This is a genomic window from Streptomyces sp. NBC_01003 (assembly GCF_045162695.1).
Taxonomy (GTDB): domain Bacteria; phylum Actinomycetota; class Actinomycetes; order Streptomycetales; family Streptomycetaceae; genus Streptomyces.
In genome coordinates this window covers 6,425,147-6,440,490 of record NZ_CP108707.1, presented here as the reverse complement: position 1 = coordinate 6,440,490, position 15,344 = coordinate 6,425,147, and the positions used below count along the sequence as shown (strand labels likewise).

Below are 15,344 nucleotides of genomic sequence, written 5' to 3'. Positions count from 1 at the left end.
GAGTTCCGCGTCGCCCATGGAGAACACGGAGAAGACGGAGAAAGTGACAGCGATGCACGACTACGACCTGTTGGTGGTGGGGTCGGCCAACGCCGACCTGGTGACCGTCGTCGAGCGCCGCCCCGGCGCCGGGGAGACCGTCCTCGGCTCGGACCTCGCCGTCCACCCGGGCGGCAAGGGCGCCAACCAGGCCGTCGCCGCCGCGCGCCTCGGAGCCCGTACGGCGCTGCTCGCGCGGGTCGGCGACGACGGGCACGGGCGGCTGCTGCTCGACTCGATGAAGTCGGCGGGCGTCGACCCGGTCGGCGTCCTCGTCGGCGGGGCGCCCACCGGGGTCGCCCTGATCACGGTGGACCCGTCCGGGGACAACAGCATCGTGGTGTCACCGGGTGCCAACGCCCGGCTCACCCCGCAGGACGTCAAGGCCGCAGGCAGCCTCTTCCGGGCGTCGCGGGTTGTCTCGGCGCAGCTGGAGATCCCGCTCGACACGGTCGCGGAGGTCGTACGGGCCCTGGCGCCGGGCAGCCGGTTCGTCCTCAACCCGTCCCCGCCCGCTCCCCTGCCGGCCGAGGTCCTCGCGGCCTGCGACCCGCTCATCGTCAACGAGCACGAGGCGCGGGTCGTGCTCGGCGCGGACGTCACCGGCGGACCCGAGGACTGGGCGTCGGCGCTGCTCGCCCTCGGACCGCGCTCCGTCGTGATCACGCTGGGCGCCGAGGGCGCGCTGGTGGCCGACGGCACGGGGACGCGCCGCGTGCCGTCCGTCAAGGTGACGGCCGTGGACACGACCGGTGCGGGGGACGCCTTCACGGCGGCCCTGGCATGGCACCTCGGCGCGGGCCAGAGCCTCGCTGACGCAGCGGCCTTCGCGGCCCGCGTCGGCGCCGCGGCGGTCACGAAGGAGGGCGCGCAGGCGTCGTACCCGACGACCGCCGAGGTCACGGCGCTGTGAGGAAGGCCGGAATACTCAACCGCCACCTGGCCGGCGCGCTCGCCGAGCTGGGCCATGGCGACGGCGTGCTCGTGTGCGACGTGGGCATGCCGATCCCGGCGGGGCCGCGGGTCGTGGACCTGGCGTTCCAGGCCGGTGTCCCGTCGTTCGCCGAGGTCCTCGACGGGCTCCTGGACGAGCTGGTCGTGGAGGGCGGGACGGCCGCTGCCGAGATCCGGGCCGCGAACCCCGATGCCGCGGGGCTGCTCGCGGAGCGGCTGCCCGCGCTCGCCTTCGTCCCGCACGAGGAGCTGAAGGAGCTCTCGCGGGGCGCGCGGCTCGTCGTCCGTACGGGAGAGGCGCGGCCGTACGCGAATGTGCTGCTGCGCTGCGGGGTCTTCTTCTAGGCAGGCCAGCAGGTCCTGCTTGTAGGCGTGCAACAGGTCCTGCTTGTAGGCGCGCAAAAGGGGGCCCGGTCGGCGGACCGGGCCCCCTGACGCTTCCCCTCCCCATCAGAACCCCCGCGATCCCCCCGGATCCCCCTCCAGAAGTCCTGATGCCACATACGACCCGCAAATCGCGGAAAGGGTTGCACTGTCGGCCCGGAATCTTTTCGGGGTGCCGACAGAGTGGGGCAGACGTAGCGTTTCGGGCATGAGTGAAAACACCGGATCTGCCGAACCGTCCCTGCAGAAGGACGTACTCGACGAGCTCGGCGACGACCGGCTGAGCGAGATCGCCGGGCTGCTCGGTACGGACGCGGCGGGCGCGCAGGACGTCGTGAGCACCACCGTCTCCGAGCTCTCCGGAGGGCTCAGGGAGAAGGCCACGGCCGACCCCCAGCAGGCCGAGGAGGTCCGGCAGGCGCTCGCCGAGACCGAGGAGCAGCGGCCGTTGCAGGGCGTCGCCACCTTCGGCGGGCTCGGCGGCCTCGCGGGCGGCGGCCTGATGGCCGGGATCCTGGCGAAGATGAGCCGGCCCGTCGCGACCGCCGTCGCGAAGAAGACGGGCCTGCCGCCCGCGACGGCGACACGGGTCATCGAGCTCCTGGTCCCGGTGGTGCTCGCGGTCTTCACCAAGCGGGCCGCGGGCAGGAAGGCGGGCCGCGGCCCCCTGTAGGAGGCCGCCCGCCCGGAAGACTCAGCCGGCGTGCCGCACGAAGCGGTCCGCCGTCTGAGCGAGGACCTCGCGCCCGTCGCGCGCCCACAGCCCGTCGTTGAACAGCTCCACCTCGATGGGCCCCGTGTATCCGGCGGCCTCGACAAGGCCGCGCCACGCGCGCATGTCGATCGCGCCGTCGCCGATCTGGCCCCGCCCGTTGAGGACGCCCTCGGGCAACGGCGTGGTCCAGTCGGCCAGCTGGAAGGCGTGCAGCCGCCCGCCCGCCCCCGCGCGCGCGATCTGCGCGGGCGCCTGGTCGTCCCACCAGATGTGGTACGTGTCCACGCAGACGCCGACCTGCTCGGCGGGGAAGCGCTCGGCCAGGTCGAGTGCCTGCGCCAGCGTCGACACGACGCAGCGGTCGGAGGCGTACATCGGGTGCAGCGGCTCGATCGCGAGCCGGACGCCCCGCTCGGCGGCGTACGGGCCGAGCTCCGCGAGCGCGTCGGCGATCCGCTCCCGCGCGCCGTGCAGGTCCTTGCTGCCTTCGGGGAGGCCGCCGGAGACCAGGACGAGGGTGTCCGTGCCGAGGGCCGCCGCCTCGTCGACGGCCGCGCGGTTGTCGTCGAGGGCCCGCACGCGCGCGTCCGGGTCGATCGCGGTGAGGAAGCCGCCCCGGCACAGCGTGGTGACGGCGAGCCCCGCGCCCCGTACGAGCTTCGCCGCGGCCTCGACCCCGTACGTCTGCACGGGCTCGCGCCACAGGCCGACACCCGGGACGTCCAACTCGGCGCAGGCCGCGACGAGTTCTTCGAGGCCGAGCTGCTTGACGGTCATCTGGTTGATGGAGAAGCGGTCGAGTGCGTGGCTCACTGGTCGACTCCGTACACGCTGAGCAGGGACTTCATCCGGGTCTCGGCGAGGGCGGGATCCGGGAACAGGCCCAGGCCGTCGGCGAGTTCGTAGGCGCGGGCGAGGTGCGGGAGCGGGCGGGCCGACTGGAGGCCGCCGACCATCGCGAAGTGGGACTGGTGGCCCGCGAGCCACGCGAGCAGGACGACGCCCGTCTTGTAGAAGCGGGTCGGCGTCTCGAAGAGGTGCCGGGACAACTCGACGGTCGGGTCGAGCAGTTCACGGAACTTGGCGGTGTCCCCCGTGTCGAGGACGCGCACCGCCTCCGCCGCGAGCGGGCCCAGCGGGTCGAAGATGCCGAGGAGCGCATGGCTGAACCCCTGCTCGTCGCCCGCGATCAGCTCGGGGTAGTTGTAGTCGTCCCCCGTGTAGCAGCGCACGCCCCGAGGGAGGCGGCGGCGCAGCTCGACCTCGCGCCGGGCGTCCAGGAGCGAGACCTTGATGCCGTCGACCTTGTCCGGGTGCGCGGCGATGACGTCGAGGAACGTCTCGGTGGCGGCGTCGAGGTCCGGCGAACCCCAGTAGCCCTCCAGGGCGGGGTCGAACATCGGGCCGAGCCAGTGCAGGATGACGGGCTCGGCGGCCTGGCGCAGCAGATGCCCGTAGACATCGAGGTAGTCCTCGGGTCCGGACGCCGCAGCCGCCAGGGCCCGCGAGGCCATGAGGATCGCCTGCGCGCCCGTCCCCTCCACGAGCGCGAGCTGCTCCTCGTAGGCCGCGCGGACCTCGGCGAGCGTGGCGGGCCCGGACAGCTGGTCGGTGCCCACCCCGCACGCGATGGCGCCGCCGGCCGACTTCGCCTCGGCGGTCGAGCGCCGGATCAGCTCGGCCGCGCCCGCCCAGTCGAGGCCCATGCCGCGCTGGGCGGTGTCCATGGCCTCGGCCACGCCCAGGCCGTGCGCCCACAGATGACGGCGGAAGGCGAGCGTGGCGTCCCAGTCGACGGCGCCCGCATCGGCGAGCGGGTCCGCGACGACGTGCGCGGCCGAGAAGACGGTCCGCGAGACGAGAGGGGCGCCCGTGGTGAAGGAGGCGGGCTCGGCGCGCGGGGTGTAGGCGCGCAGCGAACCGCCGGGGCCGGGGAGTCGGATCGTCACAGGCTGATCTCCGGAACGTCCAGGCGGCGGCCCTCCGCCGACGACTTCAGGCCGAGCTCGGCGAGCTGCACGCCGCGGGCGCCGGCGAACAGGTCCCAGCGGTAGGGCGCGTCGGCGTACACGTGCTTGAGGAACAGCTCCCACTGCGCCTTGAAGCCGTTGTCGAACTCCTGGTTGTCGGGGACCTCCTGCCACTGGTCGCGGAAGGAGTACGTGGCCGGCAGGTCCGGGTTCCATACGGGCTTCGGGGTCGAAGCACGGTGCTGGACACGGCAGTTGCGCAGCCCGGCGACCGCGGAACCCTCCGTGCCGTCCACCTGGAACTCGACGAGCTCGTCCCGGTTGACCCGCACCGACCAGGAGGAGTTGATCTGCGCGACGGCGCCGCCGTCGAGCTCGAAGATGCCGTACGCCGAGTCGTCGGCGGTCGCGTCGTAGGGCTTGCCACCCTCGTCCCAGCGCTGCGGGATGTGCGTCGAGGCCAGCGCCTGCACGCTGGTCACGCGGCCGAACAGCTCGTGGAGCACGTACTCCCAGTGCGGGAACATGTCGACGACGATGCCACCGCCGTCCTCCGACCGGTAGTTCCAGCTCGGCCGCTGCGCCTCCTGCCAGTCGCCCTCGAAGACCCAGTAGCCGAACTCGCCGCGCACGGACAGGATCCGCCCGAAGAAGCCGCCGTCGATGAGGCGCTTGAGCTTGAGCAGGCCCGGCAGGAACAGCTTGTCCTGGACGACGCCGTGCTTGATGCCCTTCGCCTTGGCCAGGCGGGCCAGCTCGAGCGCGCCTTCGAGGCTCGTCGCCGAGGGCTTCTCGGTGTAGAGGTGCTTTCCGGCGGCGATGGCCTTCTTGAGCGCCTCCTCGCGGGCGGAGGTGACCTGCGCGTCGAAGTAGATGTCGACCGTGTCATCGGCGAGGACGGCGTCCAGGTCGGTGGAGACGTTCGTCCGGTCGAGGCCGTGCTGCTCGGCGAGCGCGAGCAGCGCGTGCTCACGGCGGCCGACGAGGACCGGCTCGGGCCACAGCACCGTGCCGTCGCCGAGGTCGAGGCCGCCCTGTTCGCGCAGGGCGAGGAGGGAGCGGACGAGGTGCTGGCGGTAGCCCATGCGCCCCGTCACCCCGTTCATGGCGATGCGCACCGTCTTGCGTGTCACGAGATTCCCTTCGTACAGATTCGTACTGACCGGACCGAGACGCCGATGGAGAACACGCTCGTCGTAGCAAGCGCTTTCTACACGGGAAGAAGCTAGCCTCTGCACAGCCGGTCGGACAAGACCGGGTGCTGATGAAACGGGATGCGAGGCCGGACGGGCACCGGACGGCCGACCGGAGGATGATGCGATGACCGTGACCCTGGCGGACGTGGCGGCACGCGCCCAGGTCTCCCCCGCCACCGTGTCCCGCGTGCTGAACGGCAACTACCCCGTGGCCGCGGCCACGCGCGAGCGGGTGCTGCGCGCGGTGGACGACCTCGACTACGTGCTGAACGGGCCGGCCAGCGCCCTGGCCGCCGCCACCTCCGACCTGGTCGGCATCCTCGTGAACGACATCGCCGACCCGTTCTTCGGGATCATGGCGGGGGCCGTGCAGTCCGAGATCGTGGGGCCCGGCGGGCGCGCGGGTGGCGAGCGGCTCGCGGTCGTGTGCAACACCGGCGGGTCGCCCGAGCGCGAACTCACCTATCTGACGCTCCTCCAGCGCCAGCGAGCGGCGGCCGTCGTCCTCACGGGCGGCGCCGTCGAGGACCCCGAACACGCCAAGGCGATCTCCGGGAAGCTGCGGCGGCTCGCGGACGCCGGGACGCGGGTCGTCCTGTGCGGGCGGCCACCCGTGCCGGACGCGGACGCGGTGGCGCTCGCCTTCGACAACCGCGGCGGCGGCCGGGCGCTCACGGACCACCTGCTCGACCTCGGCCACCGCAGGATCGGCTACATCGCGGGCCCCGAGGAACGGACGACGACCCGCCACCGCCTGGAGGGACATCGCGCGGCGCTGGCGGCGCGGGGCGTGCCCGACGACGCCGGGTGGACCGTGCACGGCCCGTACGACCGGCGGTCCGGTTACGAGGCGACGGTCGAACTCCTGCGCCGCGAACCGTCGTTGACGGCGGTGGTCGCCGCGAACGACACGGTGGCGCTCGGCGCGTGCGCCGCGCTGCGGGAGGCGGGCCTGAGCATTCCGGGGGACGTGTCGGTGGCCGGCTTCGACGACCTGCCGTTCAGCGTGGACGCGGTACCGGCCCTGACCACGGTCCGGCTGCCACTGGCGGAGGCGGGAGCCCGTGCCGGCCGCATCGCGATGGGCCGCGAGGCGGCTCCTGCCGGGGGGATGGCAGTGGTGCAGGGGGAGTTGATGGTGCGCGGGTCTACGGGGGTGCCGTCCAGGGCGTCGGGCTCGGGCGGGTAAGCGGGGCCTGCATCCGCTCACCCACCCGGATCTCCCCTGACCCTCACACCTGCGGGCGACGACCCCTCTCCTGGTGCGGGAAGTGCTGGTCCGCGCCCGGGAGCGTCGGCTTCGGGAGTGTGGCGACCTCCTGCTTCGCCTTCTCCAGCTGCTCCGCCGTGTCGTCGGGCAGGCGCGGGGCGTGCGGCCTGCTGTCGGAGAACCGGAACGCCGACGTCAGGTCGCCGAACGCGTCACGGCGCCAGTCGGTGATGTTGGGTTCCTCGACGCCGGTGAACCGCTCGAGGAACTGCAGGGCGGAGGTGTGGTCGAAGGTCTCGCTCGCGACCCAGCCGCCCACCGTCCAGGGCGACACGATGATGGCGGGCACCCGGAACCCGGCGCCGACCGGCAGCCCTTGGACGTACTCGCCCTCCGCCCCGGCGGGCGCCGTCGGCGGCGGCACGTGGTCGAAGAGGCCGTCGTTCTCGTCGTAGTTGAGGATGAAGGCGGTCTTCGCCCAGACCTTCGGGTTGGACGCGATGGCCTCGATCTTCGAGGCGACGAAGTCCGCGCCGGCCGCCGGCAGGTAGTCCGGGTGCTCGGACTGATAGCTCGTCGGCGTGATCCAGGAGACCGCGGGGAGCCGGTCGCCCCGGGCGTCGTCCTCGAACGTGCCCTCGGGCTGCGGCCGTACCCCGCGCTCATAGAGGTCGGAGCCGGGCTTCGCGTCCTTGAACGCCTGGAACTGCTCGAGCATGTTGCAGCCGTAGTCGTCGTCCTGCTGGTAGACCTTCCAGCTGACCCCCGCGGCCTGGAGGCGTTCGGCGTACGTCTTCCAGCGGTACGGCGTCGGCGCCTTGTTGGACAGGACCGGGCCGCCCTGCGTGCCGCCCGCGTCGATCGAACCGGTCATCCAGTACAGCCGGTTGGGCCAGGTCGGGCCGAAGACCGAGCAGAAGTAGTGGTCGCAGATGGTGAAGGCCTCGGCGAGGGCGAACTGGAAGGGGATGTCCTCGCGGGTGTAATAGCCCATGACATAGGGGCCGTTGGCGCCGTCCGCCTTGCGGTGGGCGGGCAGCCAGCGGTCCATCCTGCCGCCGTTCCAGGCCTCGTGCTGGACGGACCAGGCGTGGCTGGTGGAAGGGATGGCCTGGGCGCTGGAGCTGTGCGTGTCGAGGTGGAAGGGGAGCAGGTACCCCTTCGGGTTCACCGCGTCCGGCTGATAGAAGACCGAACGGCCGGTGTCCAGCTTGAGGGCCCGCGGGTCGCTGAAGCCGCGGACGCCGGACAGGGTACCGAAGTAGTGGTCGAAGGACCGGTTCTCCTGCATCAGCATGACGACATGCTCGATGTCGCGCAGCGAGCCGCGCCGCGGCGGGCCCGCGGCGACGGCCTTCTGGACGCTCGGCGGCAGCAGCGAGAGGGCGGCGGCGCCTCCGAGCGCGCCGGCGGCCGAACCCAGCAGCCTGCGACGGGTGAACTCCTCGGGCATGGGGATCCCTTCATGCGACGGACGACCATGAACTCCCTTGGACGGAGAGGCGGTTGGGGCCCCATGTGTCCACGGGTGTGCGGGGGCACGTGCGTTCCGGTGAGCCACTGTCCAGGGCCGAGGTGAGGCCCGCACGGGGCGGGCGATGAATACGTGGCCAACGCACGGAATCGGCTTGGCCAAGCCGTGACCCGCATGGCAGGGACGTTGCCGAAGCTTGGCGCGGCAGGGGGATTGGGCCGGGCCGGTCAGGTGTCGCGCCGTCACCGGGTTCCTCGCGCGGCCTCTTCACCCGGCCGCCGCATCCGCGCCGAGCGCCCCCTTGACCCCGCCCCGCGGCCCGGTAGCGTCCCCGCCATGAAACTGGCCTTTTCCACGCTCGGGGTTCCCGGGCTTCCCCTCGCCGATGTCGTGCGGCTCGCCTGCGAGCACGGGTATCACGGTGTCGAGCTGCGCGCCCATCCCGAGGAACCCGTACACCCGGGGCTCGGACCCACCGAACGGGCCGACGCCGCCGCCGAGTTCAAGGCCTCCGGGGTCGACATCCTCGGGCTCGCCGGGTACGCGCGCGTGGCCGCTCCCGGCGAGGACGAACCGGTGATCGCGGAGATCAGGTCACTCCTCGAACTCGCCCGCGACGTCGGCGCGCCCTACGTACGCGTCTTCCCCGGCGGCGGCACGGAGCAGAGCCACGCCGAGGCCGACGCGACGGCCGCCCGGCGCCTGGGCACCGCCGCCGAGTACGCCGCGGACCTCGGCGTCCGCATCCTCCTGGAGACCCACGACTCGCACCGCACGGGAGCCGACGCGATGCGCGTGCTCGGCCCCGTCGGGCACCGGCAGGTCGGCGCCCTGTGGGACGTCATGCACACGTGGCTCGGCGGCGAGCAGCCCGTGACGTCGTACGCCGCCCTGTCCCCGCACCTGGGCTACGTACAGGTGAAGGACATCGCGGGCGCCGACGACACGACGCCGCTCGCGCTGGGCGCGGGCGTGCTGCCGCTCACCGAGGTCGTGGACGTGCTGTGCCGCGAGGGCTGGGACGGGTGGCTGTGCTGGGAGTACGAGAAGCGCTGGTATCCGGACGCCGCCCCGCTGCCCGGGCTCCTGACGGCCGGGCGTGAGCATCTCGCCCGGCTGCTCAACGAGTCGGCATAGCCCGCCGGGCGGCCATCCGAACGACTATCCGAACACCTTCGCGAACGCCTCGTGGAAGTCGGGGAACGTCTTCCGTACGCACCCCGGGTCGTCGAACGTGACCCCGCCGGGGATCCGCAGGCCCGTCACCGCGAAGGACATCGCGATGCGGTGATCCCCGTACGTGGTGATCTCCGCCGGGGCGGGGGTGCCCGGCTGGATCTCGATCCAGTCGGGTCCCGTCGCGACCGTCACCCCGAGCCCGCGCAGGTTCTGCGCGCAGGCCTCCAGGCGGTCGCACTCCTTGACGCGCGTGTTGTGCACGTCCTCGATGCGGACCGGGCCGCTCGCGTACGGCGCGATCGCCGCGAGGGTCGGCATCGTGTCGGAGATGTCCCGCATGTTGACCGTGATGCCGGACAGGCCCGCGGGGCCGGGCGCGGTGACCGTGGTGCGGTCCGCCGTCGTCGTCACCCCGGCCCCCATGCGCCGCAGGACGTCGACGAACGCCAGGTCGCCCTGGAGCGCGTTCCTGCCGAGTCCTTCGACGGTGACCTCGCCGCCGGTGACGGCAGCCGCCGCGAAGAAGTAGCTCGCGGTCGAGGCGTCGGGCTCGATCGCGTAGGTGGTGGCGCGGTAGCCGCCGGGCGCGACCTCGAACACGTTGCCGTCGCGGCGGACTTCGGCCCCGAAGCTGCGCATCATCGCCAGGGTGATCTCGATGTACGGCGCCGAGACCAGGTCGGTGACCGTGATGCGCAGGCCGGCCCTGGTCAGCGGGCCGAGCAGCAGGAGCGCGGTGAGGTACTGGGACGACTGGCCCGCGTCCAGGGTCACGTCACCGCCCTCCACCCCGCCCGCCGTGACCGTGAGCGGGTGGTGCCCCTCGGCCTCCTCGTGGCGGAGGTCCACACCCAGGTCGCGCAGGGCCCTGCTGAGCGGAGCGAGGGGACGGCGGCGCATCTGGGGCGAGGCGTCGAAGCGGTACGTGCCGTGCGTGGCGGCCGACGTGAGCGTGGGCAGGAAGCGGGCGGTGGTCGCGCCGTCGCGGCAGTACACGTCGGCGTCGGTCGTGGCGGGGCCGGTCGGACGGCCCTCGATGTGCCAGGCGTCCGGGCCGCGTTCGACGCCGTAACCGAGCCGGAGCAGCCCTTCGGCGAAGCCCTCGGTGTCGTCGGAGCTGAGGGGGCGCACGAGGGTGGTGGTGCCCTGCGCGGCCGCCGCGAGGAACAGCGCCCTCGCCGTCACGGACTTGGAACCGGGGATCTCAACGACTGGCATGCGCTTCATGGTCCTCGACGGGCAGCGCGGGCGCCGGAGTGTCCACACGCTGGACGGCCCGGTTCCGGGGAGCGGGCGCGAGCGACGCGAGAGCGACACCGCCGACGAGGAGCGCGGCGGCGCACCAGCGCAGTGGGCTGACGCTCTCACCGAGGAAGAGCGCGGCGGACGACATCCCGAACACCGGGACGAGCATCGTGAACGGGGCGACCGACGAGGCGGGGTAGCTGAGCAACAGGAAGCTCCAGGCGCCGAAGCAGAAGAGCGTGGTGACCCACGCGACGAACGCGATGATGCCGACGCCGGTCCAGTCGAGCGACGCGAGCGCCCGGCTGTCGCGATCCCAGCCCTCGAAGGCGAGGGACAGCGCGAACAGCGGCAGGACGGGGACGGCCGAGGTCCACACCATGAAGGTGAAGGGGGCGGACGGTGCCGCCTTGCGGGTGAGGACGTTCGAGACGCCCCAGCCGACGGCGGCCACGACGACGAGCGTGAAGCCGAGCAAAGGGCCGCTCGCGCCCTCGTCGACGGCCGCGACGCCGATCCCGGCGAGCGCGACGACCATGCCGGCCAGGCGGATCCGGCCGGGACGTTCGCCGAGCGCGACGAAGGCGAACAGGGCGGTGAACACGGCCTGGATCTGCAGGACGAGGGAAGAGAGCCCGGCGGGCATCCCCTGGTTCATGCCGACGAAGAGCAGCCCGAACTTCATGACGCCGAGCGCCAGTCCGACGCCGACGACCCATCCCCAAGCTCTCAACTTCGTTCGAGCAGGGGAGACCCCATCCCACGCCACTTTCGGCCGCCCCACGAAGAACACCGCGGGCAGCGCCGCGACGAGGAAGCGCAGGGCCGAGAAGAGCAGCGGCGGGAAGTGGTCGAGGCCGACCTCGATGACGACGAAGTTGACGCCCCAGACGGCGGTGACCAGGACGGCGAGCGCGATGTGGGACGGGCGCATAGGGAGCGTGGGAGCCATGCGTCGAGGATCACCGGCAACGACCGTGTAGCACCAGCGCGAATGTCTGCATGGTTGAATTCAGTAACGCTAATGAATGTCCCAGGCGTCATGAGTGCCCGAGGCATCATGACTGCCCGAGGCCCACCGGGAGGCCGGCATGCTCGATCTCCAGCGGCTGCGCGCGCTGCACGCCGTCTCCGTGCACGGCACCGTCGGGGCCGCCGCGGCGGCGCTCGGCTACACGCCGTCCGCGGTCTCGCAGCAGATCTCCAAGCTGGAGCGGGAGACGAGGACCGTACTCCTCGAACGGCACGGGCGGGGCGTGCGCCTCACCGACGAGGCCGTCGAACTCGCCCGCACCGCACAGGACTTGATGGTCATCGTCGAGCGCGCCGAGACGGATCTGGAGGAGCGCCGCGGGCTGCCCGCGGGACGCCTGACGATCGCCGCGTTCGCCTCGGCGGCCCGCGGCCTGCTGCCGTCCGTCCTCGCGGATCTCGCCGTACGGCATCCCGCGCTCGATGCGCGGCTCACGGAGGTCGACCCGCACCTGTCGGTCGACCTGGTCGCCAAGGGGGCCGTCGACATGGCCGTGGCGCACGACTGGGACATCGCCCCGCTGCCGGCACCGGCCGGGGTGGAGCAGGCCGCCATCGGGGACGACCTGTGCGATCTCCTCGTGCCGGCCGTGCATCCGCTCGCGGGACGTGCCGCGGTGCGCCGCGAGGAGCTCGGCGGCGAGCGGTGGGTGTCGCAGCCGCCGGGGCGGGTCTGCCACGACTGGCTGGTGCGGACGCTGCGGGCGGCCGGATTCGAGCCCGACATCAGGCACCAGGCCGAGGAGAACCCGACACTGACGGCGCTCGTCGCGGCCGGCCTCGGCGTGGCGCTGATCCCCCGGCTCGGCCGCGGCCCGCTGCCGGACGGCGTCGTCGCGGTGGCCCTGGACCCCATGCCCGTAAGGCACTTGTACGCGCTGTGGCGGACGGGGGCGTCGCGCAGGCCGGCCATCGCGGAGGCGGTGCGGACGTTGCGGGAACGGTGGGGGGAAGCCACCCGGGTGGCGGATCAGCCGGACCAGCCGGACAAGGCCCGCTGACGCCCGCTGACCGGCACTCAGCAGCACTGCCGATCCCCTGGTTTCACCGGCGCACCACTTTCCGTCAATCCCCGGGAAGTGGGGAACCCGCCCGCGCACCGCTCCGTCAGAACGGCGTGCTGCCGGAGAGTCTCCGCACAGCGGTGTCGGCCTCGCTGCCGGCTGCGAACGCCGACCACCCTCTCCGCCGCCTGCGGCCGACAGCACGCCGTCACCGGCGCGCCCCCTCCCTTGCGCCGGTGACGGCCCCTGTCCTCACCCTTCTGCCACCCCGGCTGCGCGCACCCTTGACTGGCAGAAACTTTCCGGATATTCGTGACCCTCGGAAGTTTCTTTCAGGGCATGGATCACCAGTTCTCCTCCGGAAGGAGTGCGCACGTGCACCACAGCCTGTCCAGACGCACCCTGCTCGCCGCCGCCACCGCGGGCGCCGCCGCGGTCACCCTGTCCGGCGTCCCGGCCCAGGCCGACGACGCGTCACGCAAGGGCAAGGACGCGCGACTCAAGCAGCTCATCTCCCGGATGAGCCTCGAGGAGAAGGTCGGCCAGCTCTTCGTGATGCGGGTCTACGGCCACTCCGCCACCGACCCCGACCAGGCCGACATCGACGCCAACCTCGCCGAGATCGGCGTCCGCACCGCGGCCGAACTGATCGACAAGTACAAGCTCGGCGGCATCATCTACTTCACCTGGGCGCACAACACCCGGGACCCGCACCAGATCGCCGACCTCTCGAACGGCATCCAGCGCGCGGGCCTCGCCCAGCCGAGCCGCATCCCGCTGCTCATCTCCACCGACCAGGAACACGGCATCGTCTGTCGCGTCGGCGAGCCCGCGACGCTCTTCCCCGGTGCCATGGCCATCGGCGCGGGCGGCTCCCGCTCCGACGCCCGGACCCTGGGCCGGATCGCCGGCGCCGAACTGCGCGCGGTCGGCATCCGCCAGAACTACGCGCCCGACGCCGACGTGAACATCAACCCGGCCAACCCGGTCATCGGCGTGCGCTCCTTCGGCGCCGACCCCGAGGCCGTCGCGGGCCTGGTCGCCGCCGAGGTCAAGGGCTACCAGAGCAGCGACATCGCCTCCACGGCCAAGCACTTCCCCGGCCATGGCGACACCGCCACCGACAGCCACTTCGGCTTCCCGATCATCACGCACACGCGCGAGCAGTGGCAGCAGATCGACGCCCCGCCGTTCAAGGCCGCGATCGCCGCGGGCATCGACTCGATCATGACCGCGCACATCATGGTCCCCGACCTCGACGGCTCGGGCGACCCGGCGACGCTCTCGCACCCGATCATGACGGGCATCCTGCGCCAGGAACTCGGCTTCGAGGGCCTCATCGTGACCGACTCCCTCGGCATGCAGGGCGTACGCGACAAGTACGGCGACGACCGCGTGCCGGTGCTCGCCCTGAAGGCGGGCGTGGACCAGCTCCTCAACCCGCCCTCCCTGGAGGTGTCCTGGAACGCCGTCCTCGACGCCGTGAAGAACGGCGAGCTGACGGAGGCGCGTCTCGACGAGTCGATCCTGCGCGTCCTGCGCCTCAAGGAGAAGCTGGGCCTCTTCGACGAGCCGTACGTCACCGGCCGCGGCGTCGACAAGACCGTCGGCACCCGCGACCACCTGGCCGCCGCCGACCGCATCGCCGAGGCCACCACGACGCTCCTGCTCAACAAGAACAGGCTGCTCCCGCTGTCGCGGCGCACCCACAGGAACATCCTGGTCGTCGGTGCCGACCCGGCCTCGCCCTCCGGCACGACGGGCCCGCCCACGACGACACTCGGCCAGGCACTGACCGAACTCGGCTTCACCGCAACGGTGTTGTCGACCGGGACCGCGCCGAACCAGGCGAAGATCGACGAGGCGGTGGCCGCCGCCAAGGGCAAGGACGCGGTACTGGTGGGCACGTACAACGTCACTGCGGGCAGCGGTCAGCAGCGGCTCGTGAACGCCCTGGCCGCCACCGGCGTCCCCGTCGTCGCGGTCGCGATCCGCAACCCGTACGACATCGCGCAGGTGCCCGGCGTCGGGGCCTCGCTCGCCGCGTACTCGTGGACCGACGTCGAACTGCGGGCCGCGGTCCGGGTCATCGCGGGCCGGGCCAGGCCGCGGGGCAAGCTGCCCGTGCCCGTCCAGCGGGCCGACGATCCGACGCAGGTGCTGTATCCGATCGGCTACGGGTTGTCGTACTAGACGTACGCCGCACACCCGGCGCACCACCCCCAAGTGACCCAAACCACCCTGCACACCTGGCGTGCGCCCGCCCCGGCGGGTCACGCTGAGGTGTGTATCGGGGGGATTGCCATGCTTGCGTGGAACTGGGCGCGGTGGGTGGGGGCGGTGTGCGCGGCGTTGCTCGCCGCGACGCTCGTGGGGTGTCAGGGGTCGCCGGACGCGAGGTCCGGCGGACCTTCGCCGGGGGCGAGCCGGTCACCGTCGGGGTACGGGGCGGTGTTCCTCGCCGTGGACGAGTGCAGCTCGCGGGGGCTCGACACGTTCACCGAGGTGCCGTGCAGAAGCGAGCGGGCGGTGGCGCGGGTCACCGCCCGCTACGACGGAAAGGTGGCGGCCGGGCCCATGTGCCCGGCCCACACCGACTTCGTCCTCCACATCAGCGAGAACCGGCCCGCGCTGGACGAGAACGGCGATGGGGAGATCCCGCAGGGCCACGCCTGCATGCGCAACCTGGAGCCGCCGCACCCCGGCGATCCGGGGGGCGGCGGCGGGCCCCGCACGATCGTCGGGGACTGCGTGTACTCGGCGGGCCGCGGCCAGGTCCGCGAGACCGCCTGCGACGGCTCCGGCACCGAGAAACCCCAGTACCGGGTGGCCGCCGCGGCGGCCGACCGCGCCAAGTGCCCTGCGCTCACGGCGTTGTACGTGACGCTGGGCGGGTCCGAACCGGTGGGATGCGCGGTCCGGGTGTAGACCCGACGGTTGCG

The 15,344-nt window shown here is 72.5% G+C and carries 14 protein-coding genes; 8 read left to right on the top strand and 6 right to left on the bottom strand.

Features of this window, described 5'->3' with window-relative positions:
- Positions 1–52: 52 nt before the first annotated feature.
- The 3 genes from OG698_RS29430 to OG698_RS29420 all read left to right on the top strand — a co-directional run bounded on the left by OG698_RS29430 (position 53) and on the right by OG698_RS29420 (position 2,050).
- Complete coding sequence (locus OG698_RS29430) at positions 53–952, top strand: ribokinase (protein WP_406111357.1); 900 nt, start codon at positions 53–55, stop codon at positions 950–952.
- Positions 949–1,338, top strand: coding sequence for a D-ribose pyranase (gene rbsD, locus OG698_RS29425; RefSeq protein ID WP_406106572.1), 390 nt, complete (start codon positions 949–951; stop codon positions 1,336–1,338). The genes OG698_RS29430 and rbsD overlap by 4 nt, the downstream gene beginning before the upstream one ends.
- A gap of 247 nt (positions 1,339–1,585) precedes the next feature.
- Entirely contained in the window at positions 1,586–2,050 is a 465-nt protein-coding gene (locus tag OG698_RS29420) for a DUF937 domain-containing protein (RefSeq protein ID WP_406106571.1), read from the top strand.
- Positions 2,051–2,071: 21 nt separating this feature from the next.
- On the opposite strand, the gene OG698_RS29415 is transcribed toward OG698_RS29420, so the two are convergent.
- Genes OG698_RS29415 through OG698_RS29405 form a run of 3 tightly spaced genes read right to left on the bottom strand, consistent with a single transcriptional unit; the run spans position 2,072 to position 5,195 of the window.
- Positions 2,072–2,869, bottom strand: a complete 798-nt coding sequence (locus tag OG698_RS29415) for a sugar phosphate isomerase/epimerase family protein (protein ID WP_406111355.1) — start codon at positions 2,867–2,869, stop codon at positions 2,072–2,074.
- Between the two features lie 32 nt (positions 2,870–2,901).
- On the bottom strand, positions 2,902–4,041 hold the full coding sequence (locus OG698_RS29410; RefSeq protein WP_406106570.1) for a dihydrodipicolinate synthase family protein: 1,140 nt from the start codon (positions 4,039–4,041) through the stop codon (positions 2,902–2,904).
- Positions 4,038–5,195 carry a Gfo/Idh/MocA family protein gene (locus tag OG698_RS29405; RefSeq protein WP_406106568.1) on the bottom strand — a complete coding sequence of 386 codons (1,158 nt, stop codon included), beginning with the start codon at positions 5,193–5,195 and terminating at the stop codon, positions 4,038–4,040. Before OG698_RS29405 ends, OG698_RS29410 begins: the two co-directional genes overlap by 4 nt.
- A gap of 187 nt (positions 5,196–5,382) precedes the next feature.
- On the opposite strand from OG698_RS29405, the gene OG698_RS29400 reads away from it, so the two are divergent.
- Entirely contained in the window at positions 5,383–6,447 is a 1,065-nt protein-coding gene (locus OG698_RS29400; protein WP_399973791.1) for a LacI family DNA-binding transcriptional regulator, read from the top strand.
- Positions 6,448–6,490: 43 nt separating this feature from the next.
- Here the strand turns inward: OG698_RS29400 and OG698_RS29395 are convergent, their stop codons facing one another.
- Positions 6,491–7,921: an alkaline phosphatase family protein gene (locus OG698_RS29395; RefSeq protein WP_406106566.1), complete on the bottom strand. Its 1,431-nt coding sequence runs from the start codon at positions 7,919–7,921 to the stop codon at positions 6,491–6,493.
- Between the two features lie 357 nt (positions 7,922–8,278).
- Here OG698_RS29395 and OG698_RS29390 point away from each other — a divergent pair, with 357 nt between their 5' ends.
- The gene (locus tag OG698_RS29390) at positions 8,279–9,079 is read left to right on the top strand and encodes a sugar phosphate isomerase/epimerase family protein (RefSeq protein ID WP_406106564.1); all 801 of its coding nucleotides are present in this window, start codon (positions 8,279–8,281) and stop codon (positions 9,077–9,079) included.
- A gap of 24 nt (positions 9,080–9,103) precedes the next feature.
- Here the strand turns inward: OG698_RS29390 and aroA are convergent, their stop codons facing one another.
- Together aroA and OG698_RS29380 are read right to left on the bottom strand one after the other, a co-directional pair.
- Entirely contained in the window at positions 9,104–10,339 is a 1,236-nt protein-coding gene (gene aroA / locus OG698_RS29385) for a 3-phosphoshikimate 1-carboxyvinyltransferase (protein WP_406106562.1), read from the bottom strand.
- Positions 10,326–11,300, bottom strand: a complete 975-nt coding sequence (locus OG698_RS29380) for an EamA family transporter (RefSeq protein ID WP_406111353.1) — start codon at positions 11,298–11,300, stop codon at positions 10,326–10,328. The genes aroA and OG698_RS29380 overlap by 14 nt, the downstream gene beginning before the upstream one ends.
- 157 nt (positions 11,301–11,457) lie before the next feature.
- On the opposite strand from OG698_RS29380, the gene OG698_RS29375 reads away from it, so the two are divergent.
- The 3 genes from OG698_RS29375 (at position 11,458) to OG698_RS29365 (ending at position 15,330) form a co-directional block, all read left to right on the top strand.
- Complete coding sequence (locus tag OG698_RS29375) at positions 11,458–12,399, top strand: LysR family transcriptional regulator (RefSeq protein WP_406106560.1); 942 nt, start codon at positions 11,458–11,460, stop codon at positions 12,397–12,399.
- 342 nt (positions 12,400–12,741) lie between these two features.
- Positions 12,742–14,595, top strand: coding sequence for a glycoside hydrolase family 3 protein (locus OG698_RS29370; protein WP_406106558.1), 1,854 nt, complete (start codon positions 12,742–12,744; stop codon positions 14,593–14,595).
- Between the two features lie 111 nt (positions 14,596–14,706).
- Entirely contained in the window at positions 14,707–15,330 is a 624-nt protein-coding gene (locus OG698_RS29365) for a hypothetical protein (protein ID WP_406106557.1), read from the top strand.
- Positions 15,331–15,344: the final 14 nt, after the last annotated feature.

What these genes read in the sequence shown, in the direction of transcription:
- OG698_RS29375 (WP_406106560.1), top strand. Translation starts at nt 11,458, where the DNA reads ATGCTCGATCTCCAGCGGCTGCGCGCGCTGCACGCCGTCTCCGTGCAC.
- OG698_RS29390 (WP_406106564.1), top strand. Translation starts at nt 8,279, where the DNA reads ATGAAACTGGCCTTTTCCACGCTCGGGGTTCCCGGGCTTCCCCTCGCC.
- OG698_RS29370 (WP_406106558.1), top strand. Translation starts at nt 12,742, where the DNA reads ATGGATCACCAGTTCTCCTCCGGAAGGAGTGCGCACGTGCACCACAGC.
- OG698_RS29430 (WP_406111357.1), top strand. Translation starts at nt 53, where the DNA reads ATGCACGACTACGACCTGTTGGTGGTGGGGTCGGCCAACGCCGACCTG.
- OG698_RS29420 (WP_406106571.1), top strand. Translation starts at nt 1,586, where the DNA reads ATGAGTGAAAACACCGGATCTGCCGAACCGTCCCTGCAGAAGGACGTA.
- aroA (WP_406106562.1), bottom strand. Translation starts at nt 10,339, where the DNA reads ATGCCAGTCGTTGAGATCCCCGGTTCCAAGTCCGTGACGGCGAGGGCG.
- OG698_RS29400 (WP_399973791.1), top strand. Translation starts at nt 5,383, where the DNA reads ATGACCGTGACCCTGGCGGACGTGGCGGCACGCGCCCAGGTCTCCCCC.
- OG698_RS29365 (WP_406106557.1), top strand. Translation starts at nt 14,707, where the DNA reads ATGCTTGCGTGGAACTGGGCGCGGTGGGTGGGGGCGGTGTGCGCGGCG.
- OG698_RS29395 (WP_406106566.1), bottom strand. Translation starts at nt 7,921, where the DNA reads ATGCCCGAGGAGTTCACCCGTCGCAGGCTGCTGGGTTCGGCCGCCGGC.
- OG698_RS29380 (WP_406111353.1), bottom strand. Translation starts at nt 11,300, where the DNA reads ATGCGCCCGTCCCACATCGCGCTCGCCGTCCTGGTCACCGCCGTCTGG.
- OG698_RS29415 (WP_406111355.1), bottom strand. Translation starts at nt 2,869, where the DNA reads ATGACCGTCAAGCAGCTCGGCCTCGAAGAACTCGTCGCGGCCTGCGCC.